Origin of the sequence: Actinacidiphila cocklensis, assembly GCF_907177275.1 — a bacterium.
In the GTDB taxonomy this organism is placed as follows: domain Bacteria; phylum Actinomycetota; class Actinomycetes; order Streptomycetales; family Streptomycetaceae; genus Actinacidiphila; species Actinacidiphila cocklensis.
Map to the genome: position 1 here is coordinate 19,678 of NZ_CAJSLV010000048.1, position 20,001 is coordinate 39,678.

The window sequence follows — 20,001 nt, forward strand, 5'->3', positions numbered from 1 at the left end:
CACGTGAACCGCACCGCACTCGGGAACGGCACCGCACGCGCGAACCGACGCATATCCGGGCGGCCGCTGCGCCGCCCGCTCACCGCGCTGACCGCGGGACTCCTGGTGATCGGCGGGTCGACGGCCGCCGCCCTGCCGGCCGCCGCGGCGGCCCCGGGATCGCCCGCTCCGGCCGTGGTCGCCGAAGGGGACGGCTGGACGGTGGCACGTGCCGCCGCCGGGTACACCGTCTCGCTGCGGCTGGACACCGCACTGCCGGTCAGGGACGACGTGCCCGAACTCCTCGCGGACGGCGCCGATCTCGGCCCCGCGGCGGAGTCGGCGGACGGCCGTACGCTGACCGCCACGACCACCGACCCCGCGGTCGCCGACGCGTCGTCCATCGCCTGGCAGTGGTCGACCGGCGGCCGGAGCACCGCGGATGGACCCACCTCGCTGACCTCCGCCGCCGACCAGCTCAGGTCCTGGCGCAAGACCCTCGACACCGCCCGCGCGCACGGCCGCCCCGCACCGGTCGCGCCCGGCGGCAGCGGCAGCACCACCGCCGACCCGACCACCGTCGGCACCGGCAAGTACACCGTCGCCGACTACGACTTCGGCGCCCAGTCGATCCCGCTGGCCGACATCGGCGGCATACGCGGCGAGTTGGAGGGCCGGATCTACCTCCCGGCCGACCACCGCCCGCACCCGCTGGTGATCTTCCTGCACGGCCGGCACAGCGCCTGCTACAACACCACGACCCTCAAGGGCGCGAGCGGCTGGCCCTGCCCGGCCGGCACCACGCCCATCCTCAGCTACGCAGGCTACGACGGTGCCGGCGAGGCCCTGGCTGCCGACGGCTACACCGTCGTGTCGATCTCGGCGAACGCGGTCAACGCCAACGACAACCAGCTCTCGCCCGACGACGGGGCCGCCACCCGCGGCCAGTTGGTGCTGGACACCCTCACGATGCTCAAGGCCGCCGACAGCGGCCGTACGGTCGGCTACCACGACGCCGCGACCGACCGGGACGTCACCCTCGACCAGGCGCTGGCCGCGGGCCGGACCACGTACCCGGGCGGCACCCTCACCGCCGGCGGCCTCGCCGGCACCATGGACTTCGGCAGCATCGGCCTGATGGGCCACTCGCGCGGCGGCGAGGGCGTCGTCACCGCGGCCACCCTCAACGAGGCGCTGCCGCACCCGTGGAGCATCAAGTCGGTCTTCGCGCTCGCGCCCATCGACTTCACCCGCGCCACGCTGCCCGACGTCGTCACCACGACGCTGCTGCCGTACTGCGACGGCGACGTCTCCGACCAGCAGGGCCAGCACTTCTACGCCGACTCGCGCGACGGCACCTTCGCCGACGACGTGCAGCGCTCGGACATCTGGGTGATGGGCACCGACCACGACTTCTACAACTCCTCCTGGACACCGCCCTATCCGGCGGCCTCCGACGACTGGTCGAAGGCCGACGACCCGGTCTGCGGCACCAGCGCCACCGCGCTGGCCTCCGGCCAGAACATCCGTCTGACCGCGGCCCAGCAGTACCAGGTCGGATCGGCGTACATCGCCGGCTTCTTCGAGGCGAGCCTCGGCCGGCAGGCCCGCTTCCAGGGCATGTTCGACGGCTCGGGCCAGGAGCCGCCGTCGGTGTCCGGCTACGCCGACGTCCGCACCGTCGCCCAGCAGCCGCAGTCCTCGCGCAGCGACATCGCCACCTTCCAGGCCGCCTCGCCGCTGGTGACCGCGACCGGCGACGTGGCCGCCAGCGTCTGCGCCAACATGTACGGGCGCACGGTGCCCGAGGCGCTGCCCGCCTGCACCAACCCCGGCAGCACCCTGGCCAAGCAGCAGGTGCCGTACTGGACGCCCGCGAACTACGCCCCGAACGTGCCGCTCAACCCGATGACCCACCTGACCTGGACCGGCACGCAGGGCGGCGTGAGCGTCGCCGTACCGCCCGGCAGGCGGGACGTGTCGCGCTACGACGAGATGACCGTCGGCATGTCACCCGACGAGAGCGTCACCACCGGCACCGACCTCACGCTCTCGGTCACCGACGCCTCCGGGCACCGGTGGAGCTCCCCGGTCTCCGCCCTCAACAGGTGGGGCGTGGACCGGATGCCGGCGAGCACCTCGACCACGCTGGGCAAGATCGTGCTCCAGCAGGTCCACGTACCGACCTCCGCGCTGCGGAAGGCGGGGCTCGACCTGCGCCGCGTCGCCTCGGTCGGCTTCGCGCCCGCGGTCGGCGCCGACGGCAGCACCTCGGGCGGGGCGTACCTGTCCGACCTGGGCTTCGACACCAAGGCGCTGGGCACACCGCACTCCCGGCAGCGGTCGACGGTGAACGTGGCGTCCACCGCGGTGGAGGAGGGCTCGGGTCCGGCCACCGACCAGGTCGCGGTCTACCTCTCGCGCCCGAGCGCCACCCCGGTCAGCGCCTGGTTCACGGTGCTCGGCAGCGCGACCGGCGCGCTCGCCCCCGCCATGAGCCAGGTCACCTTCCCGCCCGGCACGACCTGCCGGGCGGTCCAGGTCCCGATGACCGGCGACTCCCTCCCGGGCGCGACGCCGACCACGTCGTTCAAGATCGCGGTTTCGAACTCCAGCGGCGCCGTCCTCGGCGACCACGACTTCGGAACCATCACCGTCCGCGAGGACGACGGCGTGACCGGCACGGCCGCCCCCGCCCCGCCCGTCCCCCCACAGGGCGACGTCTGCGCCCCCTACCAACACGGCCACCACTGACCCCCCGGCGCCCCGCCCCCGCCCCCACGGCGGGGGCGGGGCGCCGCAACCATGCGTCGGTACCAGCGGTCACCCGCTCACCGGCGGACAAGGCCCGGCCGTCAACAACGCGCTACAGCCCAGCGGGAGGCCGACGCCGGCCAGTAGCCGGGACGCTCCCCGCACGGCGGAGAGCCCCGGTCGGGAACGACCGGGGCTCTCGTGGCGCTGTTACCTACCGGAACTCATGTCGGCCGGATCTCGGGGGCCGGAATCCGCTCTCCCGGAAGGGGCTGCGCGCCGCTAGGGCAGGTTCCAGTGCTGGTTGGCACCGCCGTCGCAGTCCCAGATGTCGAGCTGCGTGCCGTTGGTGGTGCTGAAGCCGGGGTCATCCAGGCACCTGCCGGAGGCCGGGTTGACCAGGCTGCCGTTCGCTCCCGGCTGCCAGACCTGGTTGCCGCCGCCGTTGCAGTCCCACAGCTCCACCAGAGAGCCGTTCGCCGTGGCGGCACCGGTGATGTCCAGGCACTTGCCGTTGACGGTCAACGTGCTGCCATTGCTGGTCCACTGCTGGGCAGGGGTGCCGTTGCAGTCCCACAGATCAGCCTTGGTGCCGTTCGCCGAGGCGCCCGCGAAGTCGTCCAGGCACTTGCCCGCCACCCCGGACGTCACCGGGCCGGTCCTGCCGGAAGAGCCGCCGCCGCCGCCGGCTCCGCTGAAAGCTCCGAGACCGTTGGGTGTTCCCAGGCCGGTCGGGCCGTCGTAGCCCGCTCCCGCGTTGCACAGGTAAGACGCGCTGCACGAACCGTTGGAGCCCGACGTGATGTCGTTGAGGCTTCCGGCATGGGCGTACACGACCGAGGCCGCCGGATCGGCGGGAGCTCCGGCCAGGGCGTAGACAGCGGCGATCAGCGGGGACGAGGCGCTGGTACCGCCGACCACGAACCAGCCGCCCTGCCCGTAGGTGTCGTAGACCGCGACGCCGGTGCCGGGGTCGGCGACCGCCGAGACGTCGGAGACACTCCGCCCGGAGCAGCCGGTGTCGTGCTGCCAGGACGGCTTGGCCTCGTACGACGAGCAGCCCGAACCGGCGCCTGACCACGCCGCCTCCGACCAGCCCCGCCCGGTACCGGAGCTCTTCCTCAACGAGGTGCCGCCGGCCGCGATCACGTACCGGGAAGTGGCCGGGAAGCTCGTCCCGTAGCCGTCGTCTCCGGAACTGGCGACCTCCACCACACCGGCGTGGTTGTAGGAGGAATCGGCGTTGCCGGCGCTGTCTCCGGTGCCCCAGCTGTTGGAGATGAAGTGCGCGCCGAGCGAGCCGCCGTCCGCGGTTGCCGCGGTTCAGGTCGGGGGCGCCCCCGGCGGCGGACGGCATCACCTGGAACAGGTCGCGGTCGCCCATCCACGGGCTCGGCTCGTGGCTGATGCCGAGCGCCTGGAGCGTCGGCAGGTTGTCGCCGTTATAGCCATGAGCACGTCAATGGTAGGGACAAAGCGCCGGCCTTCCCGGCCGGGCGTGCCCGGGGCGGCTGGGCGGCCCCCGCCGGCCACGGCGCCCGCAGGGCGGACGAACGTGACCTCGCGGGACTGTCCGAGGACTGCAAGTACGCCCGTGACGGCGACCACGACACCCTGACCGGCCTGCTGGCGGAGGAGGTCACCGGCTGGCCGCTCGCCGGAGCGGCAGGGTGCCTCCAGGCCGTCGGCACCCCGCCGGATGATCGGGTCGTCAGCAGGCCTCGCGGGCTGCGCGGGTGCCGGGGTGGTCGGGGCCGAGGTGTGATGCCCAGTCGGCGGCCACGGTACGCATCTCTGCGGGGGAGGCGCGGATACGGGCCAGCAGGGTACGGATCTGAAGGACACGGGGGTGGCCTGGGGCGAACAGGACGGTGGCGGCCTGAAGGGCCTCGTTCGCGGCGGCCTCGGCCCGCCCGGTCCGGCCGAGACCGTGCAACGCCTCGGACAGGAGCATCTGGTGCCGGCCCGCGTCGTAGCATCCCCAGACCGCAGGCCCGTCGAGCAGGGGCAGGGCGGCTTCGTAGCGTCCCTGAGCGATCAGCGCGGCGGCCAGTGCCCGCCGCAGCACCCCGGCGTGGTGGCTGTAGGGGCCTTTGAGGTCCTCGGCTTCGGCCAGCACTCGCCGTACGGCTTCTTCCGCCTCCTGCGGCCGGCCGGCCTCCAGCAGGCAGCAGGCCAACTGCTCGTAGGCGTCGTATCGGTCCCCGGGGTCGGGCCGGCCGGCTGCGGCCAGCCTCGCCTCGGTGGCGATCACCGTCTCGCACTCGGCCAGGGCCTCGCCGGCTCGTCCGAGCGCGGCCAGATGGGCGCTCCGCAACAGCCGGTGCTGCGAGACATCCGTGTGGTCGGCCCCCAGCGCGGCGATCATGTCCGGGAGCAGCGCACTGCCCGCGTCGAGCCCTTCGCGGAACCGGCCGGTGCAGTACAGCACCAGGTTCTGCAACCACCTGCCCCGCAAGTGGTAGCGGGGCAGCAGCACTTCGAGATCGCGGCCGCCGCCATAGGCCTGCTCCATACGCTTCGCCGCATCGGCCGCCTCAGCATGCCGCCCGGCGAGGACCGACACCAAGACGACCAGGCTCCGCAGCGGCGGGATCACGGCGAATTGGGTCCCACGATGGCGCTCGGCCTCCGCCAGAGCCGTCGTCACGATCGGCAGCGCCTCCTGGGGGCGGTTCAGCGCGAGCTGAGCCGTGCCCAACGCCAGACGGACCGACACCCATCGACGATCGTCAGGGCGCAGCTTGGTCTCGCATGCAGTGAGCAGTTCCCGCAAGGCGCTTTCACCTTCTTCGGGGCGGCCTTGCGCGATCAAGCGCTCACTACGTGCCACCCCGGCACCGATGTCGATCCGGCCGCGCCGGGCACGCAGCCTGACGCCCGCGAGCACTCCCATCCCTGCTCCCCCTTCGCAAACCGGCCGGGCATCACGCGAGGCTATCGACTCCGCAACAACCCCACGCACACTCCCCCACCACAAGGCCCCCCGGGACAAGGCGGTCGCATGTGGAGACGCTCGTCCGCAGTCATCCGGCCTGTCGGACGATCACTCGTACACCCGCTTGACCACCGCCTCGCCTGCGGCCGCGGCGAGGGCGTAAAAGCGCTGCATGTCGCCCAGGAGGCGGCGCAGCTCCGTCGAGAGGTACGAGACGTCGTCGGGGAAGTACACCAACTGCTTACGCCGCCGCTCGAAACAATCGTCAAAGTCGATGCCGTCCAGATATGCGTGGGCCTCGCGAACACGGTCGGCGTCCAGCCAGGTCATGATGTCGACCTGGCTGTTGAAGCTTGCCACGTGCACGCCGCCGAGGACCGGAAGCGAGGCGAGCCCGTCGGGGAAGTCCTCACCGGTGAGCAGTACGTTCATCCGGGTCCAGTCCTCGCCGAGACTGCAGAGGGTGCCGGCTGCACGCTCACGGCGAAACACCTCGTTCTGCAGGGTTGCCGAAAATCCGTCCTCCAGGACGGCGATCCCACGTTCCAATTCGTCTGCCGGAACCCTGCGCATATCCAGCGATTGCATCACCACTCCTCAGTCCGTGGCCCGCTCCCCGCTCAAGGACCCCGAGGACTTCCTCGTCGGCCAGTCCGTCGTCTTCTCCACCGAAGCGCTCATGCGCGGCCGCGGCGACATCCTCCACGGCCGCCCCACCCTCGTCCTCGGCTTCGGCAAACTCGGCTCCAGCATCGCCCGCCTGCTCCACGCCAAGGGCGTCCCGGTCACCGTGTACGACATCGACCCGATCCGCCACGCCCAAGCCCTCAGCCAAGGATTCACCGTCGCCCGCGACCGCGACTCCGCCCTCCGCAACGCCGGCCTCGTGCTGTGCGCCACCGGCTCGATATCCCTGCGCGGCGAGGACTTCTCCTCCCTCCGCAACGGGGCCTACGTCGCCACGGTCACCAGCAGCGAGGACGAACTCGACCTGGCCGGCTTGCCCGAGGTCTACAAGTGCGCCCGCGACGGCGACCACGTCACCCGGTACCAGACCACCGGCCACTACTTCTACCTGCTCAACGGCGGCAACGCCGTCAACTTCCTGCACGGCGCCAGCGTCGGGCCGTTCATCTTCCTCGTGCAGGCCGAGATACTCGCGGGAATCCGCATGCTCGCCCGAGGCGACCTCGCCAGCGGCATGCACGAAGCGACGGCCGCGGACCGACGCGTCATCGCCGACACGTGGCTGAACTACTTCAACCGGTAAGGAGACCCATGCCGATCACCGAGCAGCATGTCCGCGACACCCTCACCGCCTACCTCGACCAGCGCCCCCTGGACAAGGACTCCCTGTCCGTCCTGTCCGAGGTGCTCGACGAGGCCGGCGGCCACATCGTCGGGCGCGGGGAGTACCGGGGCCACGTCACCGCCGGAGCGCTGCTGCTCCGCCCCGACGGGCGAGTGCTCCTGATCGAGCACCTGGCGCTGAGGAAGTGGCTGTTCCCGGGCGGGCACCTCGAAGACCCCGACGAGACCCTCAGGGGCGCCGCCCTGCGGGAGCTGGCGGAGGAGACGGGCATCGACCCCGCTCAGGTCGTGCCGGACGGCACAGTGCCGCTCCACATCGACGTGCACCCCATCCCGGCCAACCCCGCCAAGGGTGAGCCGGACCATCAGCACTTCGACTTCCGGTTCCTGTTCCGCACCACAGCCGACGTGACCGGCCTGCAGGCCGAGGAGGTCACCGACTACTCGTGGACGTTCCCCGACATGATCACCGCCGAGCCCCTGCGCAGCCGCCTGCTCGCCCTTACGCCCTGACCCTTCAGCCGGCTGCTACGACCCCGGTCGCCTGTCGCCCCCGTGTAGGCGGCAGGCACCCCGGCGGGCGCTGACCAGCCCTCGCGATCTCACGGGAGATGGCGCCGCCGCAGCGGCAGACCGTCGTGTACATCGCTTCGGTGAGTCCTTCCGGTACGAGGGGGCAGTACGAGGGGCGCGTCGCCCCTCTCCTCACCCATGAGGTGGCCGCACGCACTCCGGGACAGCTTCCCGCTGGTAGGGCCCTGTGCGACGCGCCGGAGCAGCCACTGAGAGCGGCCCTGTCGGCGCCCAGGAGGGCCTACTCCAGGGATCGTTGGTAGCTCGGCCCTTGGGAACAAGATCGCCGACCTCCCGGGCCGGCAGGGGGCCGGCCAACGATCACTCGGAGGTGTGGCCATCGGTGGCGCCGGCGCCCCGGGCGCTCCGGCACCGGTCACGGAGCTGACCCCGATCGGGCCGTGGTGGGGCGGGTGGGACTCGAACCCACGACCGGCGGATTATGAGTCCGCTGCTCTAACCGGCTGAGCTACCGCCCCGTACGGCGTGGCGTGCGCGCCGTCTGCCGCAGCATAGCCGCTCATACGATCTGTCGCCCTCGTGGGTCACAGACCCGTCATCCGGTGGACTCGCAGGCCCTGGCGGCTGGTTCCCCCGGGCACGAAAAAGGACCCCGAAGGGTCCTGATCCTGCGCTCCCCCGACTGGACTCGAACCAGTAACCTGCCGGTTAACAGCCGGCTGCTCTGCCAATTGAGCTACAGGGGACCAGCTCCCCCGACTGGACTCGAACCAGTAACCTGCCGGTTAACAGCCGGCTGCTCTGCCAATTGAGCTACAGGGGATCGCACTCGTGCACCGAATGCACCTGCCCGGGTGGTCCCGGAAGGCGCTCGGTCGGTGCGACACATACATTAGCGCAAGTGAGGGGGTGCTCCGCCAACCGTTAGCCCCGGGGTTGTGATCCGGATGCGCAGGGTAGGCGCCGAGCACAGGCGCGGTGCGACGAGACCGGTGAGGAAAGGTGGAGCCATGCGCTACAAGCTGACGTTCATCATGGGAGCCGCGTTCGGCTTCGTGATCGGCGCACGCGCGGGGCGGGAGCGGTACGACCAGCTGGCGGCGGCCGCGCAGCGCTTCGCCAAGAACCCCGCCGTACGCAACGCCGCCGAGTCCGCCGCGCAGCAGAGCAGGACGGTGGCGGGGAAGGCCGCGGACACCGTGACGGCGAAGGTCGGGCCACGGTTGCCGGACGCGCTGGCCGACAAGGTGCGCTCGCTGCGCAACGGCAGCGGCCCCGACGACGACTGGGGCACCTCGAACACCTGAGCCCCTGGGAGACCGGAGGACGCCGAACCGTGAGGCGCGACGGGTGCCCGGTACGGCATCATCGCCCCTATGGGCAAAGTGGCCGGTATAGACAGCTCCACCGCGGGTACCACCGTCGTCGTATGCGATTCCGACACCGGTGAGGTCCTGCGGCAGGGGTACGCACCCCACGAGGTGCCGGACGGCGAGAAGCCGACCGAGATCGACCCGCAGGCGTGGCTGCTGTCGCTGGGCGAGGCCGCCAAGGGCGGGGTGCTCGAAGGCGTGCAGGCGATCGGGATCTCCGGGCAGCAGCACGGGCTGCTCGCGCTGGACGCGGGCGGCGTGACCGTGCGCCCCGCGCTGCTGCGCGGGGACAAGCGGGCGCAGGTGCAGGCCGCGGACCTGATGCAGGAACTGGGCGGGGCCGCGGGCTGGGCCGACGCGGTGGGCGCGCAGCCGCAGGCGGCGTACCCGGTGGCGAAGCTGCGCTGGCTGGCCCAGAACGAACCGGCGGCGGCCAAGCGCATCGCGGAGGTCATGCTGCCGCACGACTGGCTGGTGTGGCAGCTGCTCGGCCAGCCCGCCCGCCGCACCACCGACCGCGGCGACGCGTCCGGCACCGGCTACTGGTCGGCGGCGACCGGCGAGTACCGCAAGGACCTGGTCGAGCTGGCGCTCGGCCACCAGGTGGCGCTGCCCGACGTGCTGGCGCCCGCGGAGCCCGCGGGCCAGACGCCCGAGGGCCTGCTGATCTCGGCCGGCACCGGCGACAACATGGCCGCGGCCCTCGGCCTCGGGCTCGGCCCGGGCGACGCGGTGGTCTCGCTGGGCGCGGCCGGCACCGTCTTCGCGGTGCACCACGAGGCCCTGAAGGACCCGACGGGTACGGTCACCGCCTTCGCCGACGCGACCGGCCGCCACCTCCCGGTGGTCCAGGTGCGCAACGCCGTACGGACCCTGCGCGGCACCGCGGAACTGCTGGGCACCGACCTGGCGGGCCTGTCGGAGCTGGCGCTCCAGTCGACGCCGGGGGCGTACGGGCTGGTGCTGCTGCCCTACTTGGAGGGCGAGCGGACCCCCGACCTGCCGCACACCGCGGGCACCCTGACCGGGCTGCGGCGCGAGTCGATGAAGCGCGAGCACCTGGCGCGGGCGGCCTTCGAGGGCATGCTGTGCGGGCTTGCCGACGCGCTGGACGTGCTGCGCAACAAGGGCGTGGAGGTCCGCCGGGTCTTCCTGCTGGGCGCGGCGGCCGAACTGCCCGCGGTGCAGGCGCTGGCGCCCGCGCTGTTCGGCACCCTGGTCGTGGTGCCGCCGGCAGCGGAGTACGCGGCGATCGGCGCGGCCCGGCAGGCTGCCTGGTCGCTGGGCGCGGTGCTCGGTTCGCAGTCGCAGAGCGAGCCCCCGCACTGGCCGATGCCCGGCGCTGTCCTGCTCGACCCGGCCGACGGCGAACCGGCCGAGGGCACCGGCCACGGCGGGCACGGCAGCCCCGAGGGCAGGAGCAGCGGAGGCGGCGGCGCGGCGGTCGGCTCGGCGGTGCGCCAGCAGTACATCGCTGTGCGCGAACAGACCCACCCGGGAGCTTTTGCCTCGCTTTAATCATGTGCAGCCGGGGGATGCCTGAGGATAGTGTTGCGCGCCGGTCGGGGGCACCAGCCGGACCGGGCCGTCCCAGCCGAGCCGACCGACCCGAGGTAGAAGTGTGCTGATCCGACTCCTGCGGTCCCACCTGGGACCGTACAAGCGACCCATCGGCGTGCTTGTCGCGCTGCAGTTCGTCCAGACGATCGCCGCGCTCTTCCTGCCCACCCTGAACGCCGACATCATCGACAACGGTGTGGTCAAGGGTGACTCCGGTTACATCCTGGGGATGGGCGCGACCATGATCGGCGTCACCGTCGTGCAGGTGGTGTGCGCGATCGGTGCCGTCTACTACGGCGCGCGGACCTCGATGGCGGTCGGCCGGGACATCAGACGGGCCGTCTTCGACCGGGTGCAGAGCTTCTCGGCCCGCGAGGTGGGGCAGTTCGGCGCCCCCTCGCTGATCACCCGCACCACCAACGACGTCCAGCAGGTGCAGATGCTGGTGCTGATGACCTTCACGATGATGGTCTCGGCGCCGATCATGTGCGTCGGCGGCATCGTGATGGCGCTCGGCCAGGACGTGCCGCTGTCGTCGCTGCTGCTGGCCGTGGTGCCGGTGCTGGGCGTCGCGGTCAGCCTGATCATCCGCAGGCTGCGCCCGCTGTTCCGCACCATGCAGAAGCGGGTCGACACGGTCAACCGGGTGCTGCGCGAGCAGATCACCGGTATCCGGGTGATCAGGGCCTTCGTCAAGGACGACTACGAGCAGCGGCGCTTCGGCAAGGCCAACGACGAGGTCACCCAGGTGTCGCTGGCCACCGGGCGGCTGCTGGCGCTGATGTTCCCGGCCGTGATGGCGATCGTGAACATCTCCAGCGTGGCGGTGCTGTGGTTCGGCGCGCACCGCATCGACAGCGGCGGGATGCAGATCGGCGCGCTGACCGCGTTCCTCAGCTACCTCATGCAGATCCTGATGTCGGTCATGATGGCCACCTTCATGTTCATGATGGTGCCGCGCGCCGAGGTGTGCGCCGAGCGCATCGAGGAGGTGCTCGGCACCGCCTCCAGCGTCGTCCCGCCGAAGGCGCCGATCACCACGCTGCGGCGGCACGGCGAGCTGGAGCTGTTCAACGTCGACTTCGCCTACCCGGGCGCCGAGGCCGCGGTACTGCGGGGCGTCGACCTGATCGCCAGGCCCGGCGAGACGACCGCGGTGATCGGCTCGACCGGCAGCGGCAAGTCCACGCTGCTCGGCCTGATCCCGCGGCTGTACGACGCGACCGGCGGCCGGGTGCTGGTGGACGGCGAGGACGTGGCGGAGCTGGACCCGGCACTCCTGGCCAGGACGGTCGGCCTGGTGCCGCAGAAGCCGTACCTCTTCTCCGGGACGGTGGCCTCGAACCTGCGCTACGGCAAGCCCGACGCGACCGACGAGGAGCTGTGGCACGCGCTGGAGGTGGCGCAGGCCAGGGACTTCGTGACGAAGCTGGAGGGCGGCCTCGACGCGCCGATCGCGCAGGGCGGCAGCAACGTCTCCGGCGGGCAGCGGCAGCGGCTGGCCATCGCGCGGGCGCTGGTGCGGCGCCCGGAGATCTACCTCTTCGACGACTCCTTCTCCGCGCTCGACTACGCCACCGACGCGGCGCTGCGCGGCGCGCTGGCGGCGGAGACCGCGGAGGCGACGGTGGTGATCGTGGCCCAGCGGGTGTCCACGATCCGTGACGCCGACCGGATCCTCGTACTGGACGAGGGCCGCGTCGTCGGCACCGGTACGCATGCCGAGCTGATGGCCGAGAACGAGACCTACCGGGAGATCGTGTTGTCCCAGCTGACCGAGCAGGAGGCGGCGGCATGAGCGGCCAGGAGGGCAAGGGCGGTGGCAGCGCCGGCGACGACCCGCTGAGCAAGGGCGCCCCCGCGGAGGGCGGCGGCCCCGACGGCGCCGGCGGCTCCGGCTCTGGCGGTCCCGACGGCTCCGGCGGCTCTGGCGGTCCCGACGGCTCCGGCGGCCCTGGCGGCCCTGGCGGCCCTGGCGGCAAGCCGATGGCCGTACCGCGGCGCGGCCCGTCCCCCATGGGCGGCCCCGCCCGCTTCATGAGCGGCGGCCCGATCGAGCGCTCGATGGACTTCAAGGGCTCGCTCAAGCGCCTGCTCGGCCTGATGCGCCCCGACCGCCTGCTCCTGTGGGTCGTCTTCGCCTTCGGCACGGTGAGCGTCGCGCTCGCCGTCACCGGCCCGCGCATCCTGGGCCACGCCACCGACCTGATCTTCGCCGGCGTCATCGGCCGCCAGCTGGCCGGCACCACCAAGGACCAGGCGCTCGACTCGCTGCGCGAGCACGGCAAGGGCGGGGTCGCCGACATGCTGTCGGGCATCGACTTCACCCCGGGCAGGGGCATGGACTTCGGTGCGATCGGCGGCGTGCTGCTGATCGCGCTCGGCGTGTACCTGGCGGCGTCGCTGTTCAGCCTGGTCCAGATGCGGATCGCGACCACGGTCATCAACCGCACGGTGTTCCGGCTGCGCCGCGACATCGAGGCGAAGCTGTCCCGGCTGCCGCTGTCGTACTTCGACCAGCAGCCGCGCGGCGAGGTGCTCAGCCGCGCGACCAACGACATCGACAACATCGGCCAGACCATGCAGCAGACCATGGGCCAGCTGATCAACTCGCTGCTGACCATCGTCGGTGTGCTGGCGATGATGTTCTGGATCTCCTGGCTGCTGGCGCTGGTCGCGCTGGTCACCGTGCCGGTGACGCTGCTGGTGGCCACCCGGGTCGGCAAGCGTGCCCAGCCGCTGTTCGTGCAGCAGTGGAAGACCACCGGCACGCTGAACGCGCACATCGAGGAGATGTACACCGGCCACTCCCTGGTGAAGGTCTTCGGCCGCGCCGAGGAGTCGGCGGAAACCTTCCGGCAGGAGAACGAGGAGCTCTACGACACCGGCTTCAAGGCGCAGTTCATCTCCGGCACGATCCAGCCGATGATGATGTTCATCGGCAACCTGCAGTACGTCCTGATCGCCGTCGTCGGCGGTCTGCGGGTCGCGTCCGGCGCGCTGTCCATCGGTGACGTGCAGGCCTTCGTGCAGTACTCGCGGCAGTTCAGCCAGCCGCTGACGCAGGTCGCGAGCATGGCGAACCTGATCCAGTCCGGTGTCGCCTCGGCCGAGCGGGTCTTCGAGCTGCTCGACGCCGAGGAGCAGTCGCAGGACCCGAAGGCCCCGGCCAGGCCGGCCGAGCTGACCGGGCGGGTCGCGCTGGAGGACGTGTCCTTCCGCTACGACCCCGACAAGCCGCTGATCGACAGCCTGTCGCTGGCGGTGCAGCCCGGGCACACGGTCGCCATCGTCGGCCCGACGGGCGCGGGGAAGACCACCCTGGTCAACCTGCTGATGCGCTTCTACGAGGTCTCCGGCGGCCGGATCACCCTGGACGGCACGGACGTCTCGGCGATGTCCCGGGAGGAGCTGCGCTCCTCGATCGGCATGGTGCTCCAGGACACCTGGCTCTTCGGCGGCACGATCGCCGAGAACATCGGCTACGGCACCGAGGACGCCACCCGCGAGGACATCGAGGCGGCGGCCAGGGCGGCGCACGCCGACCGCTTCATCCGCACCCTCCCCGACGGCTACGACACCGTCATCGACGACGACGGCGCGGGCGTCAGCGCGGGCGAGAAGCAGCTGATCACCATCGCGCGGGCCTTCCTGTCCGACCCGGTGATCCTCGTCCTGGACGAGGCGACCAGCTCGGTCGACACCCGCACCGAGGTCCTCATCCAGCGCGCGATGGCCCAGCTCAGCCACGGCCGGACGAGCTTCGTGATCGCCCACCGCCTGTCCACGATCCGCGACGCCGACGTGATCCTGGTGATGGAGTCCGGCGCGATCGTCGAACAGGGCACCCACGACGAACTCCTGGCCGCGGACGGCGCCTACGCCCGCCTGTACGCGGCCCAGTTCGCCCAGGCGGTGGCGGAGGTGGACTGACCGCTCCGCGCACCGGCGGGTCCGTCATGCTCGGCGCAGAGCCTCCTCTGCCAGGGTCTGCGCATGCGCGCCGTGCTCGCCCATCACGTAGAAGCTCAGCCGGTCGAAGACCCAACTGCCGGGTACGGACGCCCGCGCGTCCGCAGCTCTGACGAGTGATCGCGCGGCGTCCTCCCCGGTACGACCCAGGGTGATGTGCGGCGCATACGCCTCTCCGGTGTACCGGTAGCCGTACCGGGCATGACTGGCGCGCTCGCCGTCGGCGTACCCGGATGTGTCCTCCGACTCGCCGAACGCCCTGCGGTCCAGGTGGGGTGCCAGCGCAGCAAGGACGACCTCCTGCAGTTTCTCCAGCAGGGGAGGACGCTCCAGCGACAGGAACACCCAACCCACGGGCTGGTGGACGATGCCGGTGAACGTCAGGCGGATCTCCCGAGGGAGGGTCAACGCGGTCCTGATCCGGTCCAGTTCGCGACCCGGCACCACGGAATCGAGGAACGGCCCCTGATAAACGGTGGCGTGCGGCAGGTTTCCTCTGCTGGTCAGCATGGGCTGCAGTCCGTCGTCACCGGCCACCTCCCGCTGCACCCGGATGGCGGACCGCTGGTGGTCCGAGCGCGGTAGCAGTGCTACGCCAAGCCACCTGGTCATGGGCGAACTCCTGTCTGCGTCACGAGGGGCTGTCGGCGGGACTGGCCGAAGTTCAGCGGTGGGTGGTCCGGATCTCGTGGTAGGCGATGTCGTGGAGTGTGGCCGGAGGCGGCGCTCGGGAGGCCCGGCGCGGCGGTCGGGCGCACTATGGGGGGAAGGTGGCTGGACGGCGGGAGCGGTTATGCGTAGAGGGCGAGTGTGGGGGGCCGGGGCCGTGGGGGCGGCCGGGGTTGCGCTCGCGCTCGTTGCGGGGTGTACGGGTGGGGGTGGCGGCGGGGGGCCGGAGCCCACGGGGACGACGAGCGGGGCCGCGCGGTCGTTCCTGACCGGGGAGCCGGGGGCCGCGGGCCATGTGCTGGCCGTGAAGATCGACAACGTGCCCGCCGCCCGGCCGCAGACCGGGCTGAACGATGCGGACATCGTCTACGCCATCGAGGTCGAGGGCGGCCTGTCCCGGCTGATGGCCGTCTACGACAGCGAGCACCTGCCCTCGGCCGTCGGCCCGGTCCGCAGCGCCCGGCAGACCGACATCCAGCTGCTCGCCGAGTACGACAAGCCCGCGCTCGCCTTCTCCGGCGCCCAGAGCGAGCTGCTGCCGGTGCTGAAGAAGAGCGACACCCTGGTGGCGGTGACCGGCACGAAGGACTTCTTCCGCAACCACGACCGGCCCGCCCCGCACAACGAGTACCTGCACCCGGAGGCCGCCGCGGAGAAGGGCGGCACCGCCAAGGACATCGGCCTGCGCTTCGCCACCGCCGTCCCGGCCGGCGGCACCGCGGTGAACACCGCCTCGGCGAAGATGCCCGCCGCCCGCTTCTCCTTCGCCTGGAACGGCTCCGACTACCGCGTCTCCATGGACGGGAAGCAGTCCCCCTGGAAGGCCGACAACGTCATCATCCAGCACGTCGCGGTCAAGCAGTCCGACTTCCACAGCCGCACCGGCTTCGTCCCCTTCTCCCAGACCGTCGGCCACGGTTCGGCGCAGATCCTGCGCAACGGCCGCTCGTACGCGGCCACATGGGACCGGCCGTCGGAGACGGACGGCACGGCGTACACCGTCGACGGCCGTACGCTGCCGCTGCAGCCCGGGCACACCTGGATCGTCCTGGAGCCCTGACCGCGCTACCGCTACGACGGCGGCGCGCACACCGCCCACACCAGCTTCCCCACCCCGCCGCGGCTGCTCACGCCCCACTGGTGGGCGGTGACCGCGTCGACCAGCAGCAGGCCGCGGCCGCCCTCGTCCGTGTCGGCCGCCCGCCGCAGCACCGGCCGGTGGTCTCCCGCGTCGTGCACCTCGATCCGCAACCGGCCGTCGGAGAGCCGGCAGAAGCGCGTCTCGATCTCCCGGCCCCGCGGACTGCCCGCGTGCGTCACGGCATTGGTGACCAGCTCCGACAGGACGAGGACGGCGGTGTCCTCAAGGTCGGTGAGTTTCCACTCCGCCAGCGTGTCCAGCAGCTCGCGCCTGGCGCGCGGCACCGACCGCGCGGAGTTGGGCCAGCGGCGGACGACCTGTGCGTCGCCCGCCGTGCCGATGTCGGTTCCCATCAATGGACCTTTCGCCGTTCTTGTCCCATGCCTCCCTGGCTACTCCTAGGCTGTCGACCAGCCACAGAAAGTGATAGAGCGTCAGCCTGGACGGCACCCCCCGTCCATCGGCCCCGGGAGGGCACGCCCATGAGCGTCGACACCGAGATCAGCACCGACCCCACCGCCTCTCCCCTGCGCTATTTCGGTTCCGAGGTCAGACTCGAACGCGAGCGACTCGGCATGACGCGCGCCGAGTTGGGCAAGATCGCCTGCTGCAGCTACTCGCTGGTCGCGAAGATCGAGACCGGCGACCGTGTTCCTACGCTGGACTTCGCACGCGCCTGCGACGCCACTTTCCCGTACGCCAACGGCCGTTTCGAACGGTTCTGGCCACTGGCGCTGCGGTACGCCTTCCCGCCCTGGTTCCGGCCTTACGCGGAGCTTGAGTGGAAGGCGACGGTGGTGCGGACCTCCCAGCCGATCCTCATCCCGGGCCTCGCCCAGACTCCCGAGTACGCGAGGGCACTCCTGCGCAGTGGTCGACCCGCGAACCTGGAGGATCTGGTGACGGCCCGCATGGAGCGTCAGCACGTCCTGACCCGCGAGCACGACCCGGTCCGGCTCTGGATCGTGATGCGAGAGAACGTTCTGACGAACACGGTCGGCGACCCGGAGGTGATGCGCGAACAGCTGATCCATCTACGGAAGTTGGCCGAGACTCCGCACCACCGGGTACAGATCCTGCGTGGGAATAGCGACATCTACGGAGCCGCGAGCCCGTGGAACCTGGTGTCGTTCAACGAGGGCGCCGACATCGTGCACGTCGACGGATTCCCACGGGGCTACAACCTCGCCGATCCAGACGACGTCGCAGCGGCTCAGGACGCCTATGATCTGCTCACGGCCAACGCTGAACCGCCCAATGCGACGGCCGAGTTGATCGACTCCGTCCTGAAGGGCCACTACGCATGACGCACCGCAGCATCCCCGCAGGCCACTGGCTCAAGTCCTCCTACAGCCAGGGAAACGGCGGCGACTGCGTCGAGTGGGCGCCCTCCCACATCCCGGCAACGGGCGAGGTCCCGGTCCGCGACAGCAAGGACCCCCACGGCCCGTCCCTGTCCTTCTCCCCCACCGCCTGGACCTCCTTCCTCACCGCCGTGAAGTCGGGCTCCCTCACCGCCTGAGAGCGGTCCCGGCCCATACTCTTGGGCCAGGCATAGGTGCCGTACAGGGGGAGGAACCGTGGCGGAACGCGTGCTGTCCGGGCGCTACCGGCTGGTAGAACGCCTCGGGGCGGGCGGCATGGGCGTGGTGTGGCGTGCGGAGGACCTGGTGCTGCATCGCGAGGTGGCGGTGAAGACCGTTGCGGGACCCGGCGTCACCGATGAGGCGGCCGCACGGCTGGAACGCGAGGCCAGGGCGGCCGCTGGGCTCACCGACAACCCGCATGTGGTCACCGTGCACGACTTCGGCCGGGACGGCGACACCCTCTTCATCGTGATGGCCCTCGCGGCGGGGCAGCCCCTCGACCGGGTGCTGTCCGTCGACGGTGTGCCCTCGCCCGCGCGGGCGGCCGACTGGGCGGGCCAGGTGTGCGCGGCTCTGGAGGCTGCGCACTCGTTAGGCGTGGTGCACCGCGACATCAAACCGGCGAACGCGGTGCTCGGCCCGGACGGCACCGTCCGCGTACTCGACTTCGGCATCGCCTGGTTCCACCCCGACCTCGGCCTCGATCGGCTCAGCCGAACCGGGGGCGTCATCGGCAGCGCACCCTGGATGTCGCCCGAGCAGGCCCGCGGCGAGGAGGTCGGACCGGCCTCAGACCTGTACGCGCTCGGCTGCCTTCTCTACCAACTACTCACGGGGGAACCGCCGTTCGGGGGTCGCGAGGCGCTGAGCCAGATCGTGGCCCACGCCATGGAGGTGCCCGAGCGGCCTTCGGTGCGGCGGCCGGGGCTGCCTGCCGCACTGGACGACCTCGTGGTTGAGCTGCTGGCCAAGGACCCGCGTGACCGACCCGCCTCGGCCGCCGTCACCGCCGCCCGGCTCGGCGCCATCGCCCGTGAGCTGGGCGAGCGGGAGACGGCGGGCCGTCCGACACCGCCCCCGGTGCCCCCGGCAACCCTGACGGCCCCCGAGCCCGACCGGCGACCGGTGCGGCGGCGTACCGTCCTGTTCGGCGTGTTCGGGGTGGTCGCGGTCTCGTCGACGGCGGCGGTGTTCGTACCGCAGGTCCTCGACGGCGGGGGCGACCCGGGCGGGAACAGCAAGGGCGGCACGGACGGCACCTCCGGCACGGGCACCCTGGAGTACCGCTGGAAAAAGACCACGCCCATGGAACCCTTCGCCGCCGCGGGTCCCGTCGTGCTCACCCGGGACGGCGACGACCATTTCGTGGCGTACGACACGAAGACCGGCGGCGAGCGCTGGCGCGGGCCCGACAACACCGGCGACGAGTATTCGAAGTCCTCGAGCGCGGTGTACGTCACGGTGGACGATGTGGCGCTGCACTGCCTCGACCCCGCCACGGGAAAACGCCGCTGGGAGTTCGCCCCGCTCGGCGCCCACGACACGACAGCCGGGGTGTCACTGGTCGTGGCCCCGGAGGCCGTCTATGTGGGCATCGGCTCGCATGTGTACGCGGTGGACCACGCCACCGGACATGAACGCTGGCACTACCAGCTGGACAACAGCGTGGCGAACGTCGACGACCTGTGGCAGGTGGGCGGACTGCTGCTGGCCCGCGTCGAGTCCAGTGACACGAGCTTCGTCATGATCAGCACCTTCACCGGATTGCCGCACTGGCCCCGGCCCTGGACCGCCCCGGACACCATCGCGTCCTTCATCGGCGCGGTGGGCGACCGGCTCTTCTTCGCCGTTGACGGAACGACCGTGGTCAGTGCCACCAGCGGCACGGTGATCCAGACCTACAAGAACATCAGGGTGTCCAAGGTCGTCCCCGAGCACGAGGTGCTGATCAGCGACCTGGACACCTCGGTAAGCGCCTGGTCGGCCGTCGACGGCTCAGCTCTGTGGACCGTGGTGGATGCGCGCATCCCCTCCGTCGTGCAGGACACCGTGCTCATGAACAAACTCATCGGCGGCGGAACGACTGCCGCCACGGTCGGCATCAACCTGCTCAGCGGCGCGGAGGTGTGGCGCCAATCGGGTTCGTGGCTTTTTTCGACATTGGATCCCGATCAGCCGGTGCTGCTCGGGGTCGGCGCAGGCACCGGGATGGCCCGGGTCGACCCGAAGACCGGCGCACTCGGCCCGGTCCGCCGGCTGCCTGACAAGGAGCTGGACTACGCCCAGGCGTACGGCGACACGGTGTACGCGCGCTGCTTCGACCTCCCCTACGACTCCAACCATCCCGACGCGGACCGCGGCGGCCCCCGCCTCTACGCCGTGGACCTCGCGAAGTTCGCGTGA

15 protein-coding genes, 3 tRNA genes and 1 pseudogene are annotated in these 20,001 nt (G+C 71.3%); 11 read left to right on the forward strand and 8 right to left on the reverse strand.

Features of this window, described 5'->3' with window-relative positions; translation table 11 throughout:
* Window positions 1-3: 3 nt before the first annotated feature.
* The gene (locus NFU81_RS11100; protein WP_251488218.1) at window positions 4-2,733 is read left to right on the forward strand and encodes an alpha/beta hydrolase family protein; all 2,730 of its coding nucleotides are present in this window, start codon (window positions 4-6) and stop codon (window positions 2,731-2,733) included.
* Between the two features lie 282 nt (window positions 2,734-3,015).
* Here the strand turns inward: NFU81_RS11100 and NFU81_RS11105 are convergent, their stop codons facing one another.
* The 3 genes from NFU81_RS11105 to NFU81_RS11115 all read right to left on the reverse strand — a co-directional run bounded on the left by NFU81_RS11105 (window position 3,016) and on the right by NFU81_RS11115 (window position 6,259).
* Window positions 3,016-3,945 (reverse strand): ricin-type beta-trefoil lectin domain protein, encoded by a 930-nt coding sequence (locus tag NFU81_RS11105; RefSeq protein WP_251488220.1) that lies wholly within the window; start codon window positions 3,943-3,945, stop codon window positions 3,016-3,018.
* Window positions 3,946-4,444: 499 nt separating this feature from the next.
* Window positions 4,445-5,629 carry a tetratricopeptide repeat protein gene (locus NFU81_RS11110; RefSeq protein ID WP_251488224.1) on the reverse strand — a complete coding sequence of 395 codons (1,185 nt, stop codon included), beginning with the start codon at window positions 5,627-5,629 and terminating at the stop codon, window positions 4,445-4,447.
* Window positions 5,630-5,779: 150 nt separating this feature from the next.
* Entirely contained in the window at window positions 5,780-6,259 is a 480-nt protein-coding gene (locus NFU81_RS11115; protein WP_251488226.1) for a DUF1877 family protein, read from the reverse strand.
* Window positions 6,260-6,272: 13 nt separating this feature from the next.
* Here NFU81_RS11115 and NFU81_RS11120 point away from each other — a divergent pair.
* Window positions 6,273-6,941: pseudogene (locus tag NFU81_RS11120) on the forward strand (adenosylhomocysteinase); the annotation flags it as partial.
* Window positions 6,942-6,949: 8 nt separating this feature from the next.
* Window positions 6,950-7,495: an NUDIX hydrolase gene (locus NFU81_RS11125; protein ID WP_251488229.1), complete on the forward strand. Its 546-nt coding sequence runs from the start codon at window positions 6,950-6,952 to the stop codon at window positions 7,493-7,495.
* A 462-nt stretch (window positions 7,496-7,957) separates the two neighbouring features.
* On the opposite strand, the gene NFU81_RS11130 is transcribed toward NFU81_RS11125, so the two are convergent.
* From NFU81_RS11130 to NFU81_RS11140, 3 genes are all read right to left on the reverse strand, one after another.
* A tRNA-Ile gene (locus tag NFU81_RS11130) sits at window positions 7,958-8,034 on the reverse strand.
* A gap of 155 nt (window positions 8,035-8,189) precedes the next feature.
* Window positions 8,190-8,262 (reverse strand) — tRNA-Asn (locus NFU81_RS11135).
* 4 nt (window positions 8,263-8,266) lie between these two features.
* Window positions 8,267-8,339, reverse strand: a tRNA-Asn gene (locus NFU81_RS11140).
* 187 nt (window positions 8,340-8,526) lie between these two features.
* Between NFU81_RS11140 and NFU81_RS11145 the strand changes: the two genes are divergently transcribed.
* The 4 genes from NFU81_RS11145 (at window position 8,527) to NFU81_RS11160 (ending at window position 14,382) form a co-directional block, all read left to right on the forward strand.
* The gene (locus tag NFU81_RS11145; RefSeq protein ID WP_251488233.1) at window positions 8,527-8,823 is read left to right on the forward strand and encodes a YtxH domain-containing protein; all 297 of its coding nucleotides are present in this window, start codon (window positions 8,527-8,529) and stop codon (window positions 8,821-8,823) included.
* A gap of 69 nt (window positions 8,824-8,892) precedes the next feature.
* Complete coding sequence (locus NFU81_RS11150) at window positions 8,893-10,407, forward strand: FGGY family carbohydrate kinase (RefSeq protein ID WP_251488236.1); 1,515 nt, start codon at window positions 8,893-8,895, stop codon at window positions 10,405-10,407.
* A gap of 103 nt (window positions 10,408-10,510) precedes the next feature.
* Window positions 10,511-12,247 carry an ABC transporter ATP-binding protein gene (locus NFU81_RS11155; protein ID WP_251488237.1) on the forward strand — a complete coding sequence of 579 codons (1,737 nt, stop codon included), beginning with the start codon at window positions 10,511-10,513 and terminating at the stop codon, window positions 12,245-12,247.
* 218 nt (window positions 12,248-12,465) lie between these two features.
* Window positions 12,466-14,382: an ABC transporter ATP-binding protein gene (locus NFU81_RS11160; RefSeq protein ID WP_251489026.1), complete on the forward strand. Its 1,917-nt coding sequence runs from the start codon at window positions 12,466-12,468 to the stop codon at window positions 14,380-14,382.
* A gap of 24 nt (window positions 14,383-14,406) precedes the next feature.
* Here the strand turns inward: NFU81_RS11160 and NFU81_RS11165 are convergent, their stop codons facing one another.
* Window positions 14,407-15,033, reverse strand: a complete 627-nt coding sequence (locus NFU81_RS11165; protein ID WP_251488240.1) for a 2'-5' RNA ligase family protein — start codon at window positions 15,031-15,033, stop codon at window positions 14,407-14,409.
* Between the two features lie 181 nt (window positions 15,034-15,214).
* Between NFU81_RS11165 and NFU81_RS11170 the strand changes: the two genes are divergently transcribed.
* Entirely contained in the window at window positions 15,215-16,150 is a 936-nt protein-coding gene (locus NFU81_RS11170; RefSeq protein ID WP_274037248.1) for a DUF3048 domain-containing protein, read from the forward strand.
* Window positions 16,151-16,161: 11 nt separating this feature from the next.
* On the opposite strand, the gene NFU81_RS11175 is transcribed toward NFU81_RS11170, so the two are convergent.
* Entirely contained in the window at window positions 16,162-16,584 is a 423-nt protein-coding gene (locus NFU81_RS11175) for an ATP-binding protein (RefSeq protein ID WP_251488244.1), read from the reverse strand.
* Window positions 16,585-16,713: 129 nt separating this feature from the next.
* Between NFU81_RS11175 and NFU81_RS11180 the strand changes: the two genes are divergently transcribed.
* From NFU81_RS11180 to NFU81_RS11190, 3 genes are read left to right on the forward strand one after another with little or no spacing between them, the layout of a single operon-like run.
* Window positions 16,714-17,538, forward strand: coding sequence for a helix-turn-helix domain-containing protein (locus NFU81_RS11180; RefSeq protein WP_251488246.1), 825 nt, complete (start codon window positions 16,714-16,716; stop codon window positions 17,536-17,538).
* A complete protein-coding gene (locus NFU81_RS11185; RefSeq protein WP_251488248.1) occupies window positions 17,535-17,753 on the forward strand; it encodes a DUF397 domain-containing protein in 219 nt (72 codons plus the stop codon). The genes NFU81_RS11180 and NFU81_RS11185 overlap by 4 nt, the downstream gene beginning before the upstream one ends.
* Before the next feature lie 58 nt (window positions 17,754-17,811).
* Window positions 17,812-20,001, forward strand: coding sequence for a protein kinase domain-containing protein (locus NFU81_RS11190; RefSeq protein WP_251488251.1), 2,190 nt, complete (start codon window positions 17,812-17,814; stop codon window positions 19,999-20,001).

Excerpts from the sequence above, each read along its gene's own strand:
- NFU81_RS11110 (WP_251488224.1), bottom strand. The coding sequence starts at position 5,629 with ATGGGAGTGCTCGCGGGCGTCAGGCTGCGTGCCCGGCGCGGCCGGATC.
- NFU81_RS11115 (WP_251488226.1), bottom strand. The coding sequence starts at position 6,259 with ATGCAATCGCTGGATATGCGCAGGGTTCCGGCAGACGAATTGGAACGT.
- NFU81_RS11125 (WP_251488229.1), top strand. The coding sequence starts at position 6,950 with ATGCCGATCACCGAGCAGCATGTCCGCGACACCCTCACCGCCTACCTC.
- NFU81_RS11145 (WP_251488233.1), top strand. The coding sequence starts at position 8,527 with ATGCGCTACAAGCTGACGTTCATCATGGGAGCCGCGTTCGGCTTCGTG.
- NFU81_RS11150 (WP_251488236.1), top strand. The coding sequence starts at position 8,893 with ATGGGCAAAGTGGCCGGTATAGACAGCTCCACCGCGGGTACCACCGTC.
- NFU81_RS11160 (WP_251489026.1), top strand. The coding sequence starts at position 12,466 with ATGGGCGGCCCCGCCCGCTTCATGAGCGGCGGCCCGATCGAGCGCTCG.
- NFU81_RS11165 (WP_251488240.1), bottom strand. The coding sequence starts at position 15,033 with ATGACCAGGTGGCTTGGCGTAGCACTGCTACCGCGCTCGGACCACCAG.
- NFU81_RS11170 (WP_274037248.1), top strand. The coding sequence starts at position 15,215 with ATGCGTAGAGGGCGAGTGTGGGGGGCCGGGGCCGTGGGGGCGGCCGGG.
- NFU81_RS11175 (WP_251488244.1), bottom strand. The coding sequence starts at position 16,584 with ATGGGAACCGACATCGGCACGGCGGGCGACGCACAGGTCGTCCGCCGC.
- NFU81_RS11180 (WP_251488246.1), top strand. The coding sequence starts at position 16,714 with ATGAGCGTCGACACCGAGATCAGCACCGACCCCACCGCCTCTCCCCTG.
- NFU81_RS11185 (WP_251488248.1), top strand. The coding sequence starts at position 17,535 with ATGACGCACCGCAGCATCCCCGCAGGCCACTGGCTCAAGTCCTCCTAC.